The 26,945-nt window shown below is 38.3% G+C and carries 11 protein-coding genes; 1 reads left to right on the top strand and 10 read right to left on the bottom strand.

Translation table 11 applies throughout. The features are described from left to right. Positions 1 to 134: 134 nt before the first annotated feature. Positions 135 to 443, top strand: coding sequence for a DUF6957 family protein (locus ACE1OF_RS04280; RefSeq protein ID WP_448893007.1), 309 nt, complete (start codon positions 135 to 137; stop codon positions 441 to 443). 364 nt (positions 444 to 807) lie between these two features. On the opposite strand, the gene ACE1OF_RS04285 is transcribed toward ACE1OF_RS04280, so the two are convergent. From ACE1OF_RS04285 to ACE1OF_RS04330, 10 genes are all read right to left on the bottom strand, one after another. Then, positions 808 to 3,498 (bottom strand): RHS repeat-associated core domain-containing protein, encoded by a 2,691-nt coding sequence (locus ACE1OF_RS04285; protein ID WP_448893008.1) that lies wholly within the window; start codon positions 3,496 to 3,498, stop codon positions 808 to 810. Continuing rightward, a complete protein-coding gene (locus tag ACE1OF_RS04290; RefSeq protein WP_448893009.1) occupies positions 3,489 to 5,513 on the bottom strand; it encodes a hypothetical protein in 2,025 nt (674 codons plus the stop codon). Before ACE1OF_RS04290 ends, ACE1OF_RS04285 begins: the two co-directional genes overlap by 10 nt. Then, complete coding sequence (locus tag ACE1OF_RS04295; RefSeq protein WP_448893010.1) at positions 5,506 to 7,041, bottom strand: hypothetical protein; 1,536 nt, start codon at positions 7,039 to 7,041, stop codon at positions 5,506 to 5,508. Before ACE1OF_RS04295 ends, ACE1OF_RS04290 begins: the two co-directional genes overlap by 8 nt. Before the next feature lie 121 nt (positions 7,042 to 7,162). Next, a complete protein-coding gene (locus ACE1OF_RS04300) occupies positions 7,163 to 9,922 on the bottom strand; it encodes a hypothetical protein (protein ID WP_448893011.1) in 2,760 nt (919 codons plus the stop codon). Between the two features lie 154 nt (positions 9,923 to 10,076). Further along, a complete protein-coding gene (locus tag ACE1OF_RS04305; protein WP_448893012.1) occupies positions 10,077 to 12,854 on the bottom strand; it encodes a hypothetical protein in 2,778 nt (925 codons plus the stop codon). Between the two features lie 150 nt (positions 12,855 to 13,004). Beyond that, positions 13,005 to 16,787, bottom strand: a complete 3,783-nt coding sequence (locus ACE1OF_RS04310; RefSeq protein WP_448893013.1) for an Ig-like domain-containing protein — start codon at positions 16,785 to 16,787, stop codon at positions 13,005 to 13,007. A 91-nt stretch (positions 16,788 to 16,878) separates the two neighbouring features. Then, positions 16,879 to 17,628, bottom strand: coding sequence for an IS5 family transposase (locus tag ACE1OF_RS04315; protein WP_448893014.1), 750 nt, complete (start codon positions 17,626 to 17,628; stop codon positions 16,879 to 16,881). A gap of 154 nt (positions 17,629 to 17,782) precedes the next feature. Beyond that, complete coding sequence (locus ACE1OF_RS04320; RefSeq protein WP_448893015.1) at positions 17,783 to 21,592, bottom strand: hypothetical protein; 3,810 nt, start codon at positions 21,590 to 21,592, stop codon at positions 17,783 to 17,785. Positions 21,593 to 21,660: 68 nt separating this feature from the next. Beyond that, entirely contained in the window at positions 21,661 to 24,504 is a 2,844-nt protein-coding gene (locus tag ACE1OF_RS04325) for a hypothetical protein (protein ID WP_448893016.1), read from the bottom strand. A gap of 177 nt (positions 24,505 to 24,681) precedes the next feature. Continuing rightward, positions 24,682 to 26,925, bottom strand: coding sequence for a hypothetical protein (locus tag ACE1OF_RS04330; RefSeq protein ID WP_448893017.1), 2,244 nt, complete (start codon positions 26,923 to 26,925; stop codon positions 24,682 to 24,684). Between the last annotated feature and the right edge of the window lie 20 nt (positions 26,926 to 26,945).

Below are 26,945 nucleotides of genomic sequence, written 5' to 3' on the forward strand. Positions count from 1 at the left end.
AACACTGAATTTAGCAGATGCTATAGTGAAAGACCAATTCATACTGAATTCTATCCATTATATTGCTTAAAAATCTTGGCAATATTCAGCCCTAACTTTTAATATGAATGCCTATTTTTTTGGGGAATGATGCCATGAATACTATTGTAAAAGATTGGATTATTGTCTCTGTTTTAGATGATGAGCAACTGATCGGAGAGGTTTTATACGGCACCGTTATTGATGATATGACTTGTCGATTTGCTTCTGGAGATTATGTTAGCACTTCCCAGATAATGAATATTGATTCCTCTTTAATTACTACCGCTACAGGCAGCCTTTATCAAGTCCTCGGCAAAGGCCGCAGGGCTATTGTTGATTTTGATGACTTTGAACTTTTGCGTAATGGTTTTAGTCCAGAACATATAAAGGTATTAAAACAGTCATCATTACTAATTCACTAACCTTAGCGCCAAAAACAACAAAACCAGCTGCCGCTGGCTTTGAGTTGAGAGCAAAATTATTTGATCTCGATAGCTGAATCCTAGCCCCGACTAGCGAGGCTTTGGATTCAAAAATTCTAACCGTTTAATATAACCAGTTAAGATCCATTTTTCCTTTTCAATATTTTAACTAGAACGTTAAGATTGAAAATGTAAAACAAAATAATTATAAATATTGAAGCCACTTTAAACCACGACAATGCATATCCAATACTCCAGCCATAACTAAGATAAAATAGGAACGTAATTGCCCCTACGCCTAGAACACTTGCTATAGGAATATAAAAAACATATTGGAGAATTAGTTGCTTTTTAGTCATAAGTTTTAACACCTTCCATTATCCTGACAATTTGAATTGACTGTATCAGCTACAGAAGTCACAGCGTTTGTTGAGTTACCTACAATGTTACCTAAGGTCGCTCCGGGTTGCACGTTATTGAACATTGGTACGGCCTTAGCGTTCCCAAATGAAACTAGTGACCCATTCGCTTGCATTTTACCAGCTCCAGCTCCTGCAACAAGTCCAAGACCTGCACCTTTACCTGTCGCTTCAAGAACCTGTCCCGGAACTATAGTTCCAGTCTTATCAAGTTGGTTAAGTGAGTTGTTTACTGCGTTTGTTACGCCACCGGAAATCTCACCGCTTAACCCTTCTGTCAAAACTTTTGATGCTCCAGAACCCATGCCGGATGCAGGTTTTGTTAATGCTCTTATAGCTTTACTAGCTAATTTACCAGCAGCCCCACCTGTACCGCCAGATACAAAACCAATACCCGTTTGCATTCCAACTTCCCCCCAATCACTTACGCTTCCATCTCGTGCAACTTGCGTAATAACCTCTGCAACTCCACCAATTAAAGCACCCAAGAAAAACTGTCCAAATTTACCTGTTGGGTCATTCATATTAACAGGATCATTTCCCACATAAGCATAAAGATTCATCTGATCTTCATAACCCACAGGGTCAGTTTGCAGGAATCGCCCTAGCTTTGGATGATAAATCCGTGCTTTGTAGTAATACATCCCCAACTCAGGTAAAGCCAATTGACCAGTATAGCCAAAACGACCAACATTGTTACCATGTGGAATACCATACACATCGTAAGTATTAATGTTTGTCATAACATTATCAGTATTACTGACACCAACAATAGACCCTTGATAATCACTGTGTAAATACTGACGATTATTACTGCCAACCGAGCTACCACTGTACATCAATAAAGGTTCATCCACGCCTGAGCCGTGAACATAACGTTTTAATATCGTGCCACTGGTATTATATTCTGCAACTAAAGCATCACCATCATAAAGAAAACGAGTGGTAACACTACCACTGACCATTTGAAACAAACGTCCTAATGGGTCGTAGGTCAGCGTAGCATTATCAGAGCCAACCGCAGTTAATAATCGATTTTCCACATCATAGGTATAAGTAGTGAAACCATCAGAGGTAAAATTGCCTTGTGTATCGTGAGTAAAGGCCGTCGTGACTGAACCATCATCTATGCTGCTATATTGATTTAAGCCATTTGTTATATAAGTACCTAATAAATTTTCGTCACCGGTGTAATTAAAGTCCTTATTAGACAAGGTTTTAGTTTTTACCTGGCTTGCTGGGTTATAGGTAAATCCATATTGTGTGACTAACTTCTCTTGTAAGGAATGGCTGAGCGAACCTAGTCGTAAGACACCATCATATTGGTAGTTTGTATTGTTATTACTACCGCGATTGATATCGCTGCGTAAACCTTTACTGTTATAAATTTGTGTTAATACCGAAATACTGGTACTTTCAAATACCTCATCAAGTCTATCTAAACCATCATAATCATACGTAAAATACTTATTGTCAGGGTGAGTAATGCGAGTTTTGTTGCCGTTCTCATCATATCGATAACTTAAAGTTTTAGTAGTGCCGCCCATATTAGTAGTACTACTAATTTGACGGCCAAAGCCATCAAAATCATTGGTGATACCATTATCGCCTGCATCATCAGCATCACCGTCTCCGTTTCTATCAAACTTAGCGGTTAATGCTAGTCCCTGTAAGTCATAGGTATAGTAAACGTCTTCTGTGGTGCTATCGGGCCAGTCTTTTTTTACTCGTTGATTGAGGTCATCATAGACATATCTAATAATTTTAGTATTAGCAATATCATCATCACTGCGTTTATGTAGCTCTTCAAGGTTACCATTATCATCGTAGACATATTTCTCAAAATCTAACGGATTATGCGAACCTCCTCCTACTGTAGCCGCATCGGGAAAGTACCAATATTCCAATCGACCATAATCATCATAGGTTTGTTTGGCATAATTACCATTAGCATCCGTTACACTGGTACGTCGACCGTTAGTATCATAAGTATTGGTGATATATGTTTGTTCTTTTGTTGTGCCAACAGCACGCTCTTCGGTTAATACTTGGTCGAGACTATTATAGGTATAACGATAAATTCTGTCTGGGCCGACTTCCCCTTCTGCACCTAAAGTACAAGCGCTTGTTGGTAACGCACCATATGAGGAAGAATTCATACGTACTGCTTTACAATGAACTCGCCCATAGTCGTCATAGCTATACTGTGTTAAGGACATAACACTATCACTTGGTGTTGCAGTGTATGCTGTTAACTTCCATCCATAATCATTATAGGTAAACCCTTGTTTGGAGGCGATAGTAAAACCCTCCCAATCCACAGGAGCGATGGTCTCATTTTGCCAAGTAGATAATTCGCCTTGCTCAACCCTTTCCAAAAGACCGCTAGAATTATAGATGTTACGTGTAGCCAAATACTTTAGTGTACCGGCTGTACCGTCTGGGTCTGGATTAATAATCCCAGTAACTTGGCCATTTAAGTTATAACGAATGCCCGTTGTATAAGCGCTGGCAGATTGTGCTGCCGTTACAGGTGAAATGGTCAACACAGCAAAAATGAACAAGAGCGTATGCAGGATAGACAATATAAAGCGAGAGGAGAAAATCATTAAATATTCCTTATGATTTATAGACATGTTGTTACTCCTGCTTTAGGTTTAGTCTCACCTATTTTATTACCGTAAATATCATGGTCATAACAGGTGCGTAATGTTTTGCCGTCTGCGCTAATACTCTTGCCTTTTAATAATAAGTTACTTGTGCCATATTCATATGAAATAACTACTTCGTCGCTACCTTCACAAACACCTTCAATATAATTACTGTTTTGACAGTGCTTTTGTGCTGTTAATAGCCAAATACCATCTGGAGATGTCTCCGCCGTATTACTATTAATTTTATAGGTAGCAAATTTTTCGGTGTAGGTATAGCGCGTTTGTGGTGTTATACCTTGCTTGTTGGCGGGTGAAGTAACCGTTTCTACTTGCCCAGATTCTGGATGATAAGTGTAATCGGTTTGTTTTTTAAGCGCGTTTTTAATCCACTTTGGTTTATTACATACTTTAGTATTATCACAAGTTACAGGGTATAACGCCTGAATTTGCGTTTCTTCAGGCTTATCTTTTTGCATGGTGATATATTCAAGGTTTCCTCGTAAGTCATAGCTGTAATTCTTTTGAGGTCCAGAATTTGACGAAACTTTTTCTACAAAATTTCTATAATTATCTTCAAATTTGAAAATTCCATCTCCAGATTTATATATCTCATAGAGCGATGTAGGGTAGGTTACATCTCTTGTGACATAAAAACTTCCCTTCCAAGATAAAGAGTTTTTCAGCGGCCCCCCTTGTCCAATGGGTAAATCTAACGAATAAGCACCTGTTCCTCTTTCATTTGTTGCTGATACAACTTCGCCCAATTCAGTTATTAGCCAGCCATAACTTACTCCCCCAGTTGCACTGTAACTAAACTTATTTCTGTATTTGTAAGTAGAAGAAAGCACTGCACTTGTAGCTGGTTTAATACCAACCAATCTTGGCATTATTTTATCTCCAGGCTCGAAACTTACACTTTCATTGATACTTGTAGGGTCATCAAGATCACTCAAAACCAAATCGTGCGCCTCATAATGCAATTCAGTACTACGCGCTAAGGCATCGTTAACTGTAAACACGCTTTGTCCTATGTGAAATGCTCTTGGCATACCACCTGGCCATGTAAAAGTAGCCTTGGGCCAAGTATTCGTTAACGTACAAGGTTCAGAAGACTCAATTGAACAATATTCGATTGCGTTATTGATACCGACAATATATTTAGGGTTATGCTCGGACCATTGCAGAGCGCTTTCCGCTGGAATTCCCGCACCTATTGCTCCATTTTTAGCAGGATCTAATGGTCGACTATCGTCAATGTAATCATATTTCAGTTGAAATCCTGTATTTGTCGTTACGCTTCGCGAGCCATGCCTTGTTATCTTATAACCATTAGGGTATGTGATATCAGAAAGCGCGCCATTTGAGCGCGCATTGTCATATGCATCTCTTATAAAACGAACAATTGTACCATCAGATAGCGTCCAAATAAGATATTCCCTATCATCACTCACTTCTAATGTTTCACGAGTATCGCCTAAAGCCTCATAGCTATAATTTTCAGTGACGGATGTCGTTACAGTCGGTACAAAAGTACCATCAACGTATATTTTAAAATCAGCACTTCCTACGGGCGCAAATAAGCGCATCACATAAAAATTATGATAACTCACATTTTCATACATTAATGACTTCCCGAGTAGTGTATACCTCGCATTTCCAGCAAATTTGTCGGTATAACCACGAAAGCCTTTATATTCAAAGCCATTTGCATGTGCACTTATACTATGAGAAAGCCCCATGGCCCCACCAATTGCAACAGTATCGATTGAAGTTGTAACTTGACCTGTTGTCAAATTCACACCAAAATCATCAATCGTTTGATATTTAGGCGGAGCTATATCATAAGCATCGATAGAGCTAGAAGAAGCAGAATTGGTCGTTGAGACCTCTTCTGCTTTTGTATTTAGTGTAAAGAAACAAATAAATAATATTGTAATTAAAACATAATAGGTGGTGCTTATGTCCTTAGCGCGTACATTCAATTCATTATTAATCATTTTGTTTACTCCCTGCGGTAATTCGATTACCCGCTTTATCGTATTCATATGCTCTATCACCATTTTCTGTATCAATAACTTTGATTAAACGCCCTAGTGCATTGTATTGGTATTCAATGATTGTTTTTTTCGGCTGATACTCATAACCACCTTCTGTTTGACTAAAATTAATTTCAGTTAAACCGTCTTCACTGGTAATTCTAAAATCTTCTAATGCATCACCGCTAAATTCACCAAACTCGATAGTGTAGTTAGTTGATGCACTTACGCCAGCAATGAGGCGTTTCCATTCTGCAGCATCTAGTGCTGTTTGTGACCAAGAGCCATCACTATTATCAGTTAGCTTTAAATAAGTATCATCTGCTACCTTAATAAACAATTCACCATTAACTTCATAGACATTACCTTTAATTTCTGGCGTAACTTGCAGCTGAACATTATCAAGCACAAACTCTGTAGGCGTGGCTTGATCACTGTCCCCAGCTATCGTTAATTTGATATTACTGACTTCTCGAAGTGGGTCTATTGCCACATCTAACGCTAACGGGATTAATTCCGCTGACGTGGAAGTTAACTGAAATCCAGAGCTACTATCTGACCATGAGCCCCCAACGTAACTAACCCGTACCGTCACTCTCATTTGACGAGTGGTATGAATAAGACCACTTAAATTAACATTAACTAAATGAGTGCCTGATGCTGAAAAATCAGTATGAGTATAAGAAATATCATCCCAGTCATTCACTGAGCCTTTAAGACTTTGCTGTCCTACGAGCGGGCTTTCCGTTTCATATAACATGGATACATTAGCATTTTCTGCTATAAAATCATTACCCGCCTCAAAATCACCATGTTCGATAAGTCCTGCTGGAAAATCATCAACAAGAATATCATCGGTAACCGTAAAGTGAGCGATTTGCTCTACTACTTCACTACCACTGGTCACTTTCGTGGTTAAAGCATAATTACCCGCAACAAGTTGTTCAAAGTCGTGAAGGTATTGCTCACCACTTAACACGCCGTCCTGCCAATTAACCGCACCATTATTTAGAGATAAACCGAACTCGACGCCATCACCAGCACCATTTAAAACAACATCTTCTGCTAAAACAATATCAGCTCGCGCCACAAAGTTAAGTGCTGATGAAATCACCGCATCAACGGGGGTTTGTTGCTCATCTATTTGTCGATACACAATATTAACGTTGCTGGCTTGTTCAATGCCACTAGCAAGGTCACAATTATCGGCCGTCATCACTTCAACAGGCTCGCCCCTTCCATTCGCTATTTTAATCAGCGTATGTAAGCCATCTTCACCGTTTGCATTAACTGACCACTTTTGTTGATTTTCTGCCGATGCACACGTTGCTATATGAGTTTTATCATCCTGAGTTGTAAAAACAGCCACATTATTGTCAACCGTTAGCGCGGTAATATAATTCGCTGAAAAGGCTTGTGGTGATATGGCAGCAAAGGCAAGTAACAAGTATTTTGTCCATTGCTTTTTAGCTGCTTTCAAGTGTTCCATGTATTCGTCCTTTGTCCTATAAAAATAGAGTTTAAGCCTTTAAAACATTGACGCTTAAACTCACAATTGTTTAGTGTTCTTTAATTAATGTATCTACTTATTTAATACATTACATTAACCCTTAATTATTTGTGTTCGTTTCTAACGCAGTGCCGAGCAATTCGGTTTCAATATTTATCACACGTTGTGAATTTGTGCTGTCTTTCAGTTGAAAAAATTCACTGTACTGTCGAGGGAAGCAACCGTCGCTAAAACAATTTCGAATATAAAACCAGCTGTCACTTCCCGCTGTATTGTAAATGAATTGCTCATCAAGCTTTTGTTTAACCACCCTATTAGTAGGGCTGTATCCATATTGTTTATCCGGGCTTTTTACTAAGTAGCTTGATACCGCGAGTTGTTGACCACTCCATGAGACTTTATATTCATTTTCAGAGAGTTGTTCTATCGAGTTAATCGATATTGCCGGTAAGCTGTCAATACTTCGATTAAATGACTGCCTTACTTCAGTATATTTACCATAATTATCGTAAACAGTGGCTCTGATAGAATATCGGCCTAAATAAGGGCCAATAAAATGCTCGGAGAAGTCGGCCTCATAAGGCGCTTTTTTCACAATAATTGGGGCAGGATGTATTCCAGGTCCAGATAGTCTAAAATCAACTCTGTCTACGCTGCCATCATCATAGGGCGATGCTTTTAAAATAACTGGCTCAGCGATACTGATTGTCGAATTTTTTAATGGCCAGTCTATGACTAAACTTGGTGTTGTACCGCCTTGCCTTGGATCGGGCCAATCAATATCGATTTGATTACTCATATGTGAATTTTTAATTGTTTTCAACATTCTTCCAGCATTAACTTTGAATGAGATAACCCCGTTTATTGCATCCCCAGGAATAGCAAACGTATATTGCCCATCGGCCCAATTAACAAAGGATTGCTTCATCCACAGATAGCCGTTTGTTGTATGGTAACCAATGTTAAAATCATAGTATTCTGCTTGTGAAACTGCGTTCCAATTCGCTGTAAAGTTATAATCACTACTTAATTGAGGCACTACAGAAAGCAACTCTGGTGTTGTCAACTGCCTGTCAGAGCGGCCCGTTACTTTATGTCGCTCGCTCGTTCCATCAAGGTTGTTAATAGTGATGTAAAACGTCAATAAGCCATTGGGCACTTGGTCTGAAATAGTTTCAGTAAATTGTAACTCGTTTAATGTCACTGGTTTTTCTACAGTGATGCTTTCACCGCTTAAGTTTTGGTATTGATAAGTCAGTTGATAAGTTGCTTGACGCTCATGTGAAAATTCAAAATTAAACACACTATTGTTACTTGATGCATATAACTTACCAGTGGGGGCGGCATTGTTTAGCCATACTTGACCGACAATAGTTTTCTCAGGCTCTATAACAACAATATTTGACTTGTTTTCATGGCATAGCTCAACTTTACAGGCCTTAATATAGAATGAATGTGCTTCAACTTGATGACGAAATAGCGTTACTGAGCCACTAGCAGAATCTATGCTCACCTCTTGTTCAATTCCGTCTACAGTTTCGAATAGTTTAAAATATACACCACCTTTTGGTGGTACCCAGCCTAGTTCAACTTCACCTAACTGTATATTATGATTAGCTAAGGCTAGCTTTAATTCAGAAGAGGATATATCAAATTCATAGACTTTTGCCGAGCGTGCTTTATATCGTGAGCTTACTGTTGTCGTGTGAGGTGCGCCAAACACCCCCCCAATGTCAGTAAAAGCGACAGCTGAATTACCTTGCCTGGTTTCAAATATTTTTTGCCAATCACCAAACAAATCACGTTTATAATGTCTTGCATAAGTTTCAGATCCCAAAAGCAAATTATTATCTTTCATCGCTACGCTTTTGCCTAAGTTTAGAAAGGCAGCGCTATTTTCATAAATTCTATATACTTGCTGCCATTGTTCATTTACTTTTTCATAGATATAGGCAGCTCCTGCTCGATGGTTGTCCCATGGTGTACTCCTTCTCTTATCTCTGTCAGTAACTACTATGGTATTATCATCGATGGCAATAGCAAACCCATATTGTTTTGGTTTTTCTGAAGGTTCGGGGGCCAAAGTCGCTTCTAATACCCAATCACCGTTAGTATTATCATAAACATAAACTTCTTGAATGTTTCCACTGCTAACTATACGAGTACCCGCAATGGCCATTTTATTGCCATCGATAGCTAAACCAGAAAAACCAAAATTCAAACCATTTACCGGTGATTTAAATATTTTCTTTTCAACCCACTGATCTCCTTCTAATTTATACATATAAACGGAAGCGATATAACTCATTCCGTAAAAAGTATAACCACCTACAAGTAGGGTATTCCCCGACATTGCCATGGTATTACCAAAGTTTGTCCCTTCAAATTGAGGTGATTCAGTTGGTATCAATTCTTGATGAAGTAACCATTCACCTTCAGTTGAGCGTTTATAAATGAAAACAACGCCTCTTGACTTTATTCCATGAACCCCATACTTAGGTGAAGAAATAATAGCAAATTGATCTGATAACAATACTTGTTGGCCAAAGTTTGAATATTCGTCGGCATGATCCACTTCAAACCTAACTTCTTTTACATAACTGCCATCGCTTGATTTTTTATATAAGTAAGCACCACCTTTATATTTAGACTGAATTATTTCTCTTGGAGTGCCGACTAATATTCGGTCATTATGATAAGCAATTGATGAGGCGAATTCGTCCCTCCACCGCACGTTTTCAGGGCTTAACTCTTGTATGAATACTGGTTCACTAGCATAGATAGGGGATGAAAAAAGTGAGGCAAAAAAGAACGCTGTACAACAACCAAAAATAACCGCAGCTCTAGATAAATCAAACATCCATATTCCTAAGATAAGTCTTTTATTTAAAATCAAGTAAACAACCAGTGGACGGCTCTTGACAACTTGACGGCATAGACTACTAAATAATAAAAACAATGTATATAACTAGTTAAAAACTACAGGTATTATTCAACTTCTTCTGCTACAACTATTAGTTATTTGTATTTAACACTGTGCCGAGTAGTTCTGTTTTAATATTTATCAAACGTTGCGAGTTTGTGGCCTCTTTTAGTTGAAAAAACTCACTGTATTGTCGAGGATTACAATCGTCACTAAAGCAATTTCGAATGTAGTACCAGGTATCGCTATCTGCTGTGTTATAAGTAAATTGGTCATCCAGATTTTGTTTAATTCCTAGATTATTAGGGGCGTACCCATACTGTTTTTCCGGACTTTTAACTAATAAACTAGATACAGCGAGTTGTTGGCCACTCCATGTGATTTGGAAAGTATTTTCAGCGAGTTTTTCTATCGAATTAATCGATATTGCCGGCAAACCTGCAATACTTCGGCTAAAACTCTGAACCACTTCAGTATATTTACCATAATTATCGTAAACAGTGGCTCTGATATAATACGAACCTATGTTAGAGCCATCAAAATATTCAGAGAAGTCAGCTTCATAGGGAGCCTCCTCAATTATGATTGGCTTTGGTTTTACACCCGGGCCAGAGAGCCTAAAATCCACTCTATCTATACTACCATCATCAAAGGGAGTCGCCCTTAAGATAACTGGTTCGGCTATACTTATAGTGGAGTTTTTTATTGGCCAATCAATGGTTAAACTTGGCGGCAAGCCACCTTGATCTTCGGCCCCCCAGCCAACATCAATTTGATTGCTCAGGTTTGAATGTTTTATTAAAGCAGATTGTGCTGTTGGCGATAACATTGCGGCACCGACTTTAAACGAAACAGCATCAGTTATTGCTTCATCTGGAATGCTAAAGGTATATTGACCATCCGCCGAATTGTAGAGTGATTGCACTTTCCATAAATAACCACTGACTGTATGGTAACCAATAAAGAAATTATATGCTTCTGCTTGTTCAACGGGATTCCAATTCGCTGTATATTTATAGTGATTACTTAAATCATTTACCACGGAAAGTAACTCAGGTGTTGCCAGTTTTCTATCTGTTCGCCCAGTAACTTTATGTCGTTCATTCGTACCATCGGTGTTGTTAATGGTTATATAAAAAGTCAGTAAGCCATTAGCAACTTGGTCTGAAATAACCTCAGTATATTGTAACGCGTCTAGTGCAATAGGCTTGTCTACAATAACGGTATTACCACTTAAGCTTTGATATTGATAATACAGTTGATAGCTTGCTTGGCGCTCATGCGAAAATTCGAAATTAAACGCGCTATTTTTACTTAATGCATACAACTGACCAGCAGGAACGGCATTATTTAGCCATATTTGGCCGACAATGGTATTTTCTGGCTCAATGGTGATAATGTTGGACTTACTCTGATGACATACTTCAAGTTGACAAGCTTTTAAGTGAAATGAATGAGCAGCAACTTGATGACGGTATAAGGTTACTGAGCCACTGTTAGAATCTATCGCCACTTCTTGTTCAATGCCTGCGACGGTTTCAAATAGTTTAAACTGCACATCTCCTTTAGGTGGTGTCCAGCTCAACTTAATTTCACCCAGTTGTAAGTCATGGGTTTGTAAGGATATTTTTAATTCAGAAGACGAGATGTCAAATTCATATACTTTTACTGAGCGATGTTTAGCTATTGTCATGTGGGGTCCACCAAATACGCCACCATTGTTGGTAAAAGCAACGGCTGAATTTCCTTGCCAGATTTCAAACATTTCTTGCCATTTGCCAAATAAGTCGCGCTTATAATGTCTACCCTTTGTCGAACTACCCAACAGCAGGTTATTGTTTTTCAGCGCTGCCGTTACCCCCACCTTTTCAAAGTCACCACTATCGTCAAAAATTCTGTGTGTTTGCTGCCATTGGTTGTTGTTGTTTTCATAAATATAAGCGGCGCCTGCATACCAACTTGCCCATTGCTCGCTTCTTCTTTTACCTGGGTCAGTAATGACGATGGTATTATTATCAATAGCAATGACAGAGCCATACTGTTTAGGCTTTTCCGATGGTTCAGGTGCCAAGGTTGCCTCTAATGCCCAATCACCGTTAGTGTTATCGTACACATAAACTTCTTGAATATTTTCAGTACCATCTATCCGAGTACCTGCGATGGCCATTTTATTGCCATTAATGGCTAAACCTGTCAAACCATACCTCCAACCAGTTACTGGTTTTTCGAATCTTTTCTTTTCAACCCACAGCCCTCCCTCCAGCTTATACATATATACGTAAGAGTTATAATAAGAACTGTAATGATAACCCCCAACAATCAAGGTATCATTCGACATTGCCATGTTTTTACCAAACTGCTCCCCCTTAAGAGCTCCATCTGGCACCAACTCTTGATGGAACTGCCATTCACCTTCAGACGATAGTTTATAAATAAGAACCACGCCTTTTTTAATTATTCCATTAACGGTATAGTAAGGTGAAGAAACAAAAGCAAATTGATCTGATAACAATACTTGCTTGCCGAAGTATGAATATGTGTCGGCATGATCTACTTCAAATCTGACTTCTTTTACATAACTACCGTCGCTTGATTTTTTGTATAAATAAGCGCCACCAGGAGTTTTATACTGACTATTCAAATCACTTGGGGTACCGACTAATATTCGATCATTATGATAAGCAATTGATGAACCAAACTGATTTGTCCTATACACAACATCAGGGTTTAATTCTTGTTTGAATACAGGTTCGTTGGCATAGATGTAAGGTGATAAAAGAGTGGCAAAAAAGAACGCTGTACAACAACCAAAAATAACAGCCGCTCTAGGTAGACAAAACTTCCATATTCCCTTAGGTAAGTATTCCATTTAATATAAAGTTACTTTATTTACGTTCAAATAAAGATTACCAAACAATAAAACCCATGTATACATATAGTTAAACATATAAATTATTCGGTGAATTCTTTTTCAACACCGAACTGTATACTTTTATTTATTCTCTCTACAAATCAACTATCAGTTATTTGTACTTGTTTCCAACGCTGTACCAAGTAGCTCGGTTTTTATACTTATCAAACTTGGCTGACTTGTGGTGTTTTTAAGTTGAAAAAAATCACTGTATGTTCTGGGAGAGCAAGTATTGCCTGTGCTATAACAGCTAAAAATATAGTAATATTTACTATCATTCGAATGTGAAATTACAATATCACCACTCATTATCCGATAGTCGTGAATGAAACCTCCATATTCTTTAGTCGAAGTTTGCGCCAAGCTACTATAAATAGCGTTTTCAGAGCCAGTCCATTCTAACTTATAATTTCCATCTGATAATTTAGTAATACTTTGTATGGTGGGCGTTGGTAAGGCATTTTTGTTTCGAGATAAACTAATATTTTCTCTCGCTGTTTTCCCGAAGTCATCATAAGCTTTAACTTCTACATGGTAACTGCCAAACATAGAACCATTGAAGTTAGCAGTAAAGTCGGCTTCATATGGCGCAGTTTTATCCTCATAAAGTAAAACGCCAATGACATCGCCACTAATTTTAAAGATGACTTTATCAATAGAGCCATCATCTTGTACTACTGCAGAAATTTTTACAGGATCATCAAGTGATAAAACTTGGTTATTATTGGGTGTAATCGAGACTATTTGCGGTGCAGCACCACCGGTATCACTTGTACGCCATTTTAATTCTTCTGGCATACTGTTCAGAGACTCTTGAATAACCCTGTTCTCAGTATGTGCCACCACATAAACCGTAATAACACCTGGCTGAGCATTTTCTCCACTTGGGAACGATCCTACAGATAATCTTTTTGATGTTGCGTAAACTCGCTCTGAATGACCACTTACTTTCGATACACCATTATGAAAAACCATTATTACAGTATAAAAATCAGCGTAATCCACTGGTGTCCACGCCACGTTGAAATACCAATCGATATTTGAATCATTAGTGAAGCTGGTGATCATTGGAGTACTCAATCGTCGATGTAAATAGCCGACAACTTTACGGGTTTCGGTCGGTTGATTATTACTATATTCAGTTAAATAGAAAATTATTAGCCCGTTACTGGCGTCTTCAGGCAAAGTTATATCTAATTGATTTTCCATTCCCGCAATATAATTGTGTACCGTTTGTTGCTGCCCTTCAAAATCAATATATTGATAACTGACTTGATATTGTGTTGCATCGCTAATTTCTGGCCAGTTAAGATAAAAATCAAGGTCGGTGCTTTGAGGGTAACCTTGCGAATTAACTGCATTATTAAGGAAAACATTGCCAGCTAAGGCTTCATTAACAACTACAGATTTTTCAGTGCCTTCTTTACTGCACCCTCTAATATTGCACGCTTTAACAGTAAAGTCGTAACTACCAACGTCTAATGAAACTGAATATTCGAACCCAGACGTAACTTGGTGCACTGAGGTTATACCATTATTAGTTTGACTTATTTCATAATAATCGACGGTACCAATAACTTGTGGCCAAGTTAATTCGTAATTGGCTACTTCATATATTTCGTCTGTAATATCAAGCGATGCAACATTCGCAGGTAAGAATATTTCAAGTACTTCCGTTACCGCATTATTAGTAAAATTGCTACATCCAACATCATTACATGCTCTAACTTTAAAAGAATACACTCCATCTACAATATTTTGCATCGCTTGATTTGCATTACCTGAATAGATAAGTCCCAAGTTTTCTTCATACAATTCGTAGCGGTGCTCGTTAGTTGCATCACACCAGCCAACAAGAAAATCTTTATTATTCGCTGCAATATCGGGGCTGTTAATACAACTTGGCACTGTTGGTACAGGGATGAAAGCAATATTAGAAATACTAACCGAAGTATTACAAACACCTTTTAAGCAACTTTTGACGTTGAATTCATAACTTCCTGCTAGCAAATCTGGCGTATCATAACTAAGTCCGCTACTAGTTGTGCCAAGTGGCAAAAAGTTATCACCATCCCGGCTATACTCTACAATATGGTGTTGACCAACGTTATTTACTGTCCAGTTTAGCAATACATTGTAATTTTGTATTTCAGCAGAAACATTAGCAATTACAGGTGGCTTCTGAACAACGGATTGACTAACAGTAGATTCTTCAGAGCAGCCATTTACATTACATGAGCTCACCCAAAATACGTATTCCCCACCGACTAAGTCAGCAACAGTATGATGCTGTGCCCTGCTTGTAGAGTTTATATTAAATTCACCGTGGTCTGATATGGGCGAAAATGTATTTTCATATCTTATTTGGTGGTTTTCGGCTTTTCCATCGCTATTAATAGTTAATGAAATTAACCCATTATCGAGCGTTGATACGTTAACACTTGGTTTCTGTGGACTTTGCGGTACGTTAATCATTGATTGCTCATTCACTACAGACCATAACGAACAAAAATCAACTTCACATGCAGCAACCCTGAAAGTATATTGTCCCGTAAGTAAACCTGATAAATTTATACTGTTAACGGTATAGTTACCAAATAGTTGCCAACTACCATTTTCCAACTGATATTCCACAATGTAATTATTAGCTGTGTTAATAGTATTCCAATTAACGTCAAATGAATTTTTTAAATTATTAATACTAACAACAGGTTTTATTAAAGGTATTTGTATTTGCAGTGATGTGTCAATATCAAACGTTGAGATACTATAGGAACCTTCGACGTCATCTCGCTTAGTACCCATTACCAAGGTATAATCACCCGCCTGAAGATCCATTGTAAATAATGTTAATACTGGTATTCCATGTGTTCCTGTTGAACTTCCTTGTTGTTGTTTTATAACAGCTCCACTGGAATTAAGTAAGTATAAATGGACGCCATAATTATACCCTTGAACGGTAGACGATATTTCAAGTTGAATATTACGCGTTGATGAAAGACTAAATTTATAACGAGGGTTGTCCACAGAGCGATAATCGGAGCCGCCTGAGCTGACCCAATTACCGTTAGTTTTTTTAGGTGTATTTTTTATTAAGGGTGAGTCTAAGTCGAATGTTGAGATAGTATAGGTTCCTTCGACGTCATCTCGCTTAGTACCCATTATCAAGGTATAATCACCCGCCTGAAGATCCATTGTAAATAATGTTAATACTGGTATTCCATGTGTTCCTGTTGAACCTCCTTGCTGTTGCTTGATAATACTTCCATTCTCGTCAAGTAAATATAAACGAACGCCATAGTTGTAACCTTGGACAATCGACGTTACATCAAGACGGACATTTCGCGCGGCTGACAAGCTAAATTTATAACGAGGATTATCTACTGAGCGATAGTCTGTTCCGCCTGAGCTGACCCAACTTCCACCTGTTATTCTGGCTGACATCCTTTGCAGTGTTGTGTCAGATGTTGATATGCTAAATGTACCACTTTCACTATCTCTTTTAGTACCTACCACTAAAGTGTAAATACCTGCTTGAATATTCGAAGAAAACTGGGTTAACACTGAAGCCCCGTTAGTCCCTGTGACGCCTCCTCGTTTCTCTTGGATCACCACTCCATTGGCATTAAGCAAAAACAAATGGATACCATGATGAAAACCGCCATTGAGAACGGCAGACACTTCAAATTGCACATTTTTCGCGGATGAAAGACTAAACTGATAACGAGGGTTGTTTATTGAGCGATAATCTATACCACCAGAACTAACCCAATTCCCATTTGTAGCCCCAAATCCATAAACAGAATTAGAGATCCCTCCTAATAATAGAAGTAAGAAAAACAAACAAGTGCATTGTTTTATTGCATTCTTACCTAACATCCTTGTAATCAAAATATTTTTCCTTGTTAAACAATACTAGCTTGAGAAAACTAACAATTAATAAATGTATTTGTAATTTATATATCTAGGGGCTGTTGATCTTTCACATTGGCAGCCAAATCATTGAACATGCAAGAGCCAGCATAGTCTCAAACTGTAGTTTCAACTTATCATACCTTGTTGCTATGGCACGGAAGTGCTTTAGCCTTGCGAATGCATTTTCAACTAAGTGCCTGTATTTATATAAACACCAATCAATATCACCATTACCTGTTTTAGAGTTCTGTTTCTTAGGTATTATGGGGCTTGAGTTCCGTTCACGAACTTTATCTCTAATAGCCTCACTATCATACCCTTTGTCCGCAATTACAAAATCACTCTGCGGTAATAATTCAATCAGTTCATTCGCCACCTTACTATCATGAACATCACCACCTGTAATAATGAATTCAATCGGTAACCCATAACTATCAACGGCTAAATGAATTTTACTCGTGTTGCCACCTCGGCTAAGAGCAATAGCTTGCTCATGCTCTGAAGCTGCGCCTGTACTATGTTGATGAGTTTTAACATAACTGCCATCAATGAATTCCCATTCAGTACCGCTATTTTGGGCTAGTGATTTGAATAACCTCATTAATACACCTTTTCTTGACCAAAGAAGAAAACGACGATAAATCGTATTCCATAAGCCAAAACATTCAGGTAAATCTCGCCAAGGACAGCCCACACGTAAACGATAAAGTATTCCCTCTAGCGTTTGTCGATGTTCAAGCTTGTTATAAACTCTATCTTCAAGCAATATAGCTTTTAGTTTCGACCACAGCTCATCAGTGAGCATTAATCGGGGCATGACAATCTCGTTTAGTTTGGTTTTGGCGAAGTAAATTATACTAGATTGTCACTTACGTATAAAATTCAAACAAAGATCAACAGCCCCTAATTAGAATGGTTAACTTTTTTACAACATTAGATACCTTTTACTAATTATATCGGTAATTTAATCATCAATTATTTGTACTAGCTTTTTCAAATGCTGTACCAAGTAGCTCAGTTTTAATGCTTATTATACTTGGCAGACTTGTTGTGTCTTTAAGCTCAAAAGTGGCACTTAGTTTTCGCAAGGTGCATTCCACATTAAAACAACTAAAAATTCGATATTCATTGTCTATTGGCTGATTCGTAATCGTGGTTGGGCTTACGGCATTACTGTTGATGGTTTGATATATATCACTGCTGCCGATTGGTCTTCTAACAATCATATGTTTTACCGCATCGCCACCGGTCCAGTTTACAATAAATGTGTTGTCTTCGGGATTGGAAATACTTTCTATGGTCGGCGTTACATTGGTATCATAATCGCGTGTAAATCGGTGACTTTCACTGGTGTTTTTACCATAATTGTCGTACGCGGTGACCTTTATTGAATAAGTGCCCAAAGCGCCACCATCAAAGTATTTGCCAAAATCTGCACTGTAAGGTGGCGTAGAAATTTCTTTGGTTCGTACAATACTATCGGAAGTATGGCTATACAGTGTAAAAATCACTTTTTCGATACTGCCATCGTCAACAACCTCTGCTGACACTATCAATCTATCTAATGGGGAAGAGTGTCCGTTTTCAGCGGGTACTAACTGATTAATAACAGGCGGCATGCCACCTGTTGATGGCGTGCGCCACTCAATATCTGCCGGTAAACTTAACGCTGACGGTGCAAGTTGGTCACTGTAGTTATATGCTTTTACCTGCATAGATATAATACCGGGCACTGTTTGTTGACCTATATAGGTATTCACTAACTCTGGCACATGTATCCATTGCTCGGTGGCGCTGGTATGCTCTTGTACTTTTGGGTAACGTGTAGTACTGCCATTTGAGGCGAAGGTATACACTTGATAATAATCAGCGTGCGCTACGGCATCCCATTTTATTTGAATATACTCATCGCTTGTTAAGTTATTGATTAAACTTAGGTTCTCTGGTTCTGCTAGGCTTCTTAGCATATCCCCCTGAAGAACTTGTGTTGGAATATCACCACTACCAAAGGTCTTCAATGTAAAATAGACCTCACCATTAATCGCATCATCTGGCAGGTTAATAATAGCGGTAAGCTGCGTACTGGCATGGTCGATCGTTGTCTCAATAAGCTGACCACTAAAGTTATGATAAACCGTGGTTAGTTGATAACCCGTGGCATTTGACACATTATCCCAAGAAACAACAAACTGCCCTGTAGGATTTTCGCTATCGCCATTATCGTCAAAACGAAAATTCACCACATTAGTTTCATCTGAAACGGTTACGGTTTGTATTGGTGTTTGGCTACTACAACCATGATGATTGCACGCGCTAATTTGATAGCTATAATCTCCGGGGATATTTTGCTCAATAGTGAAATTTTCCCAAGGGTTAAACTGCTGTACTTGGTTGTTAACCGATAATTGATAGTACTCAACACCATCAATAGGACACCATCTTACTTGATATTGTTGATTTGCATAAACGGTGTTAGGGGCAATTAAACAGCTTGGCATTTCAGGCGCATTGCTTGGTGCAGGCCTTTCAACTAACTGACTGTAATTGGTCGACAAGGTGAAATCAGCAGTTTTTCCCTCTTGCGAAGTCGCAGCAACAACTTGATAACGACCTGGCATTAATAAGCGGTCAATCACCGCATCTTTAACCCAACCATTGATATTAATCCTTTCTCCGATGGTTACTGTCTGTCCATTTTCAGCAAGCAGATATAAATACGGGTTTATCAAAAACTGGTCTGTATGTAATTTTAATTTTACTTGCTGCTTTTTATCTATATCCAACCAATAATGAGGGTTTTTAAAGGAGGTCGTGTTTTGCCCTGCGGACGATGACCAACTGCCATTTTTAGTGTCGACCACAAGCTGAGGCATATTACTGATAACCCCATTATAGGTAGAGACGGTAAATTCACTGGCCGTAGTATCGTTATAGGTGGATGCTACTAGTTGGTATTGACCCGCAGCCAAATATTTAGAAATGGTTATTCTTTTATTATCTGACTCATCACGAACACCATCAAGCAGTACTTGCCCATGTTGATCTAGTAACTGAAACCAGGCCCCAACCATCAATTCCGTTTCTAAATCAATATTAACTTGTTGTGCTTCATTAACGGTTAAGAGATAACGCATATCGTTAGAAGTAATGGGCGAGTTTGCCACTCCAGCAGCCCACTGGCCTTGCTTTATTGAAGGAATAAGAGGAGTGATATCGGGATGCAATGAGTATAACGTATAATTTCCCGAGCCACTTTCATACACCGTAGACAATATTATTGTGTACTCACCTGCTTCTAAATTTTGACCTAACATCAGTAAGTTTGGTTTTTTACTTGAAACCCTAGTAGTTACAATAACTTCATTATTTTTGTCAACCAAGCTCATCTTAGCCCAGTCACTTAAAAAAGTATGAAATTCTACTGTTATATATTCTTCTTCAGCTAATGTTAATTTAAATCTAGGGTTTTTCGCAGCAAAAATGTCGTCAACATTTGAATTTTTAATTTCACCTTCAATTTTAGTTGTTGTATAGGGTAATAATGTAGCCCCTGTACTTATTAGCTTAAATGGTTTATTTATTTGACTCGCAACACCTCTAGTATAAGGTAATGCTAAAACATAATAACGCCCCTTAGTAAGAAACATGGATAAATTAATATTATTTTGATTTAGCCTAGTTTGACTAACTATCGCGTTAATTTGTCTATGATTTTCGTCTTCTAACAAAATCAATACCGCAGTATTTTCTTCGGGTGATTTCAACCGAATATCAACAGTTGTATCTTCTGAAATATCCAAAACATAGCGTGGAGCAGAAGGTGACTGTTGGCCATCAGAATACCCCCAATAACCATCAATTAGGCTTCGGGCGCCTGGATTACCTCCGATGTATACATTCTCACTTTCAACAAAAGTGGAGCAGATCTCCCTTCCAGGAATACAAGCCTTGACTCTATATTGATAATATCCATCAGTTAAATTTTCGATTTGAAGTTGCTTGATATCTGACAGTGTTTTGTAGTGTTGATATGGTTCATCGTTAATACTCTGTTCGACAAAATAATACATTGGCAGCATATTGGCATGTTGCCAGGTTAAATCGAGCTGGGAATCAACAGTGGTTAACAGTAAACTTGAAATTATTCGAGGTGTTTGATAAAGCCAGCTACTCCAGTATGATTGAGGTGTGCAACCATTTGAAGTACAAAGGCTAATTGTAAATCTGAATCCTCCTCCTGGTAATAAACGGCTTGCGACATCTTCAAGTTCGTTCCACGAAATATTTGATAACGTCCCCGTAATGGTTGGATTAGCTTGGCCCTGATAATTCAAATCAAAAACACCATCACTGTGACTATTGCTAACAAACATGTATATAAGACCATCTCCCCTTGTTTCAGCATGTATATTTAGTCTTTCATCAATATAAGCTAAAGATATTTCTGTAACCTCTGTTTGTACTGATGGCTCTGAACATCCGGTACTGTTACATGCACTCACCCGATAACGATAATCACCTGAAGAAAGTTTAGAAAAATCAACCGCTGTGACTGAATAGCTACCGACGATTTGCCACGCCTGCTCTTTATATGAATTTTCGAGTTGATAACTCGTAGCGCCTTCAACACCTGTCCAACTAACCGTAAAGTTTCGGCTGTTCTCTTGAATAGACAAAACAGGGCTATCTAAAACACTAAAAAATGCATTTACCTTACAGACTAGAGTTAAGTTAAACACCAATACCATAATACCAATGACAACTGTTCTATTTAAATGCATATCCCTTAATTTTCCATTGTTTTAAATCAGCCTATTTGTGCTAATTTCTTATTGTTTACAGTGACGTTTTAATTCTTAACTGTTCCCAGTAATTCGGTATGAATAATCAACTTTGAATTAACATTGATGTTCACAGGCAGTGACGGAGTACAACCAGCAGTATTACAGGCATCAAGTCTAAAGCGATATTCCCCATTTGCAGATCTAGCTATTACAAATGACGATGCATCCCCAGGAATGATCTCAGGGCTAAGAACAAAGCTTGCGCCGTTAAATGATTGATATAGCTGATAACTCTCTACATGCTCAGCCAGCTGCCAAGATAATTGAATATTTTCCAGACCATTGTTTATCTTTTTTACGACTAGCTCTGGCGCTTGGGGTTTGGTTACTAAGTGATACAAAATAGTTTCAGACCAAGCAGAAAAGTATTGTACGCCATCGAGTGTCTCTTTCGTTTTAACTCGAAATTCATAAATAACATTTACTTCTGGGTTGAATAGCGCAGTACTATAATTGGCGGTATTGGTGAATTCTTGCCATGAGCCCTTGTTAAGGCGCTTTTCAATAAAATGTTGCCCTGTTGTTGATGCAGATTGCCACGTTAGGCTTAGATGAGGTTGGTAACCTGTATTTGATCTGACAGTCAATGAATGCGGTATACTGATTTCGCCTGATTGCTCTAACACTCTAATCGGCGCAGTCATTGACACATAGGGCGTATATAACCCACCTCTTGACGCTCTTACGCGGTAAAGGTGAGCACCCGGCTCTGTATTACTCACATTAAACTGCTCCTCAAGGGTAGAGCCAACACCAAACCATAAACGATTGTTCATATCATATTTTTGCACTTCATAGCTGACACCCGCATTGGTTGATGTAGTACCAATCTGCCAACTGACATTTATATGCTCGCTGTTTGACTCAACAACATGTTCCGCATATACAGATAAAGGCGCAAGCAGGGTATTTTCACTATTAGTGACTGTAATACTTGGTCCTAATACCCAGTCTGAAAATTTGCGCGTGGTGTTTGAGCGCACTTTAATTCTAAACTGATACGTGCCGCTTAATGGTTGAAACAAAGGACTACTCTTGTTAGCAGTATTGGTATACTCTTGCCAGTAACCATTGTTATATCGGTATTCAAGATAATACTGCACATTTTCTTCAGAAGAATCCCAGTTAATTGAGATGAAATTGTTACTTCCTGCATTACTATAGTGTGTTGTGATGTTACTGACTATACTGGGTACAGCATCTATGGTGAAATTTTGTCTTAGAAATCGAGAATAATTGCCTTGTTCGTCAATAGATCTTATTTTAATAATATAATTACCATCTATTAAATTAGAGGTATTTATCTGAGTTTCAGAAGTCGAACCATCAAAAACTTCAGACCAAGCATTATTAATTTTCACCTGATAGCGTTCTGCACCAACAACTTGTGGCCAATGCAGATAAACTTCATCAACGTCGATATAAGTGTTTACCTCTGACGGGGGGGGAATTTGGCTAATCTCATTTCCTCTCGGGTAATAATCACTATAAGTCCATTCGGAGTGAAATTGCTCTGGTAGATATCTAGCCTCTGTGCGGGCTCTAAAACGATAAAGGCCACTGTTTATTTTCCCATCTACCCCTATAGGAGCACCATTAACTTGTGCTGAGGAAAATAAATACGCTCTCCCCCCTCCAGTTAAATTTACAAAATGCCATTCACCATTATCTATTTGCACTTCATAACGCCATTTATCAACAACTTGGTCAGAAAAATTATCAGTCGTTAGGGTAAAGCCCTTGTCTTCTGTTATATAAGGGTCAACACTTAAAAAAGGAGGTGTAGGGGTTGGTGGTTTTTCGACTATGTTAATTTCGTTACTATATACCCAGTCTGAAGTTAGACCGCTGGCCGCCTTTGCCCGAACACGCATCTGATATGGTCCACTGGCAACGCTATTTTGCGCATTGACTGACGTTGTAGTGGTAGAGCGATATTGATTAGTATGCCAAATATTATAATTTAACTGGTTATAGTCATATTCATATTCAGCAACGCCAAAGACTGGTTGCCAATTACCGTTATAACCTCCATAAATTACATCTTCTAATTCAAAAGGATACGGCTTTTCAATTTCCACTTTGGCATATATTTGCCCATACCAATTACTGAATAATGCATTTCTTGTTGACCTTAAACGAAAATAATAATGGTCGGGTGCTAAATCCTTTATTTCCATTCGGTTTAACGATTTATTATATGTGACTTGCTCGCTCGGCAAGCTATACCAGCTAGTTAAACTCGTTTTTATCTGTAAGTTGACCCCATCATTACCAAACATCCGAGTCATTTTAATGTAGGTTGTATTACCAACGGCGCTAGCTGTTGAGCTGACAATGATGTCTTCCCTAGGTAAAAATGGCGCAATAAGTGGCACTTCCACCACAAACCAACTACCTCCGCCACGACGTATTCTAACTTCGGTAATAGCCTCGCCGACTTCATAACTACAACCGCCCCAAAAATACTCATCTGGTGGGTTACCATAATTATTGGTGATTTCGAAATGCGAACTAGAGCTCCTTTCATCACCATTACCGCATGATTGCCAAGAATTCTGGTTATTACGTTTTTGAATCTCAAAGCTATATTCGCCACTTCCTTGCCAAATCAAACCTATTGACCTATCTCTTTCGAAATATGAACGAACAACACTATGCTCCATATACCCATAAACGTTGTAGCCTGTATAGGTTCCTAAAAAGGCACGGCTCACGGTGGTGGCTGAAGCAGTTGATATAAAAAAAACATGAGTGAAAAATAAAAAAAGAATTAATTTAAGGTTTTTCAGGCGATAAGAAAAAACGCCAGCAATAGCAGCGATGAATACATCCAAAATTACTTTCATCCTTGTTCCCTGTAGGTACAACTTAAATATGCTCTGTGAAAACCTGATTTAGCCTTCAAAATATGCGGAGCTAAACTAACAACAAACGATACTTTTTGCAATTATTATATCTAGTTAAAATAGTTGACTATTTTTTATTATTAGATTCATTTTCCGATTATCTTAGCAAATGAATCATCAGTTACTTGTACTTGTTTCTATTGCAGTGCCTAGCAGATCTGTATGAATGATGATGGAATTACCCCAAACACTGACTTTTACAGGTAGAGACTGAACACAGCCAGCCGTATTGCATGCTTGAAGGTAGTAATAGTGCTCACCTATCACATTACTTGCTAAAGGGATCTCTGTTTGACTAATATCTGTTAGCAATAACACATCTGTATCGACATCCATTTTCTCAAATAAACTGAGAGTTACAAAGTCAGTTCGAGCTCCAATGCTTAAAGTAAAACTGCCTGTTCTATCTGGTAAACTTTCCAACGATAGTGTCGGTATTTCTGGCGGTATAGTCGCTTGAAGGTTTAACTGAAAGTAATCGCTGTATGCTCTAGGCAAGCAGCTAACTCCAGCACCATAACAACTTTGAATGTAATAAAAGTCATTTTCATTGTTACTTGGTGTTAGCGTTACTGATTTTGAAATATCGTTAATATAAGGGCTATTGATAAGACTGCGAGCTTTAGTGCTCACTTTAAACAAATGATTAACCAATGCACTATCAGAGCCTCGCCACTGAATATTATATTTGCCATCATTTTGCTGACTAATTGTTTCAACGATAGGCGAGTTAATTGACGCAGCATTGCGAGTGACTACGCGATATTCTGAAGCAATTTTTAAGTAATTATCATAGGCCGTTGCTTTTAGGTTGTATTGACCAAACATTGAGCCATTAAAGGATGACGTGAAATCAGCGATAAAGGGCGGATTTTCTACAATTTTCATCTGGTTAATGTTTTCGCCCGTCACTTCAAAAATAACTTTATCAATATAGCCGTCATCTTCGGCAGTTGCGGTTAATATAAAGGCATCGTCAATACCGATACTGGTATTATTTTCAGGGGTAAATGATGTAATAACAGGCCTAGTACCCCCTGTATTTTCCGTGCGCCAAGCGACCTCAGCAGGTAAGCCTTTCCAAGATTGTTGCAAAGCACCATTTGCTTTTTGAGCAATAACATACAGCGTTATCTTTTGGTCATCGTCGGGCAAGCCGCCATAAGTAGCGATATTGAACCCTTTACTTGTCCCGTTAATATTATAGATATAGATAGTCGTTTTTTTACCATCTCGGTAAAAGATAGCTTCCAATGTATAGTTATCCGCTAGCGCTACCGATGTCCAACTTGCAGTAAAAGAAGTGTCGTTAGTATTATTAGCACCAAATGCGTTAATTATTGGCGACGCTAGAACGCGATAAAGTTTACCAACGACCTTTCTGGTTGTTGTTGGTTTACCCGCAATATATTCGGTTAGATAGAATGTGACTAGCCCATTAGCGCTATCGTCGGGCAAAGTAACAACGGCAGCATTTAACTCACTATTGACTATATCGCTAACGTCAATTTGTTGATGGACGGTTTTACTGCTTAGTGTGAGGTCATGATATTTATAACTTAACTGGTATTGCGCTACCTCGGGGTTATCCGGCCAATTAAGGTTAAAGGTTAAATCAGTACTCTGTGGAATATTTTGACTGTTTACAGGATTAGATAAATATAAATCGCCTACGAGAGCTTGCTCAATAGTAATGCTTTGTACATCACTATTGTCACTACACCCTGATGAATTACAAGCTCTGACGATAAAATCATAGTTACCTTCGTGCAAAGATAATAAGTAATTGGTTGCTAAAGGCGTATTATCATCTTTTTGTACTATTTTATGAATAACAGATTCACCATTTATCCATTGTTCTACTTCGTAATAACTAACAAGGCCAGTGCTCGCTTGCCATTGCATGGTATATTCGGCAATTTCATAAATGGTTTCAGGAAAGGTAACATTATTAGTAGATGATGGAATGGCCACTTGATCAACTATTGTCGTTGTTATAGCGCCTAATACACTGCAAATATCATTAACACACGCTTGAACTTGGTAGTTATAATTACCCTCATTGTTTTTTATTAGGTAACTAGTCTTCGGCCCTGAATATACCAGTAATGCATTGTTCTCATATAGCTTGTAATCACTTGCTCCATCAACACCGCACCAGGAAATTTGATATTCTTCCTGAAAAATGACTTCTGCAGGTGATTCAACGCAATTAGGAGGCGACACTGGCTTTCGTCCATCTTTAAATTCATAATCGATTATCGGTGTAATCCAATTAATAGTCGTTGCAGCATTTACAATGCTCAGACTAAACAACCACAAGATCATCACACTAATTAAAAAACTAAATTTTGTTTCCATTGATATATGCATCCAAATAA

Source organism: Colwellia sp. E150_009, assembly GCF_053543955.1.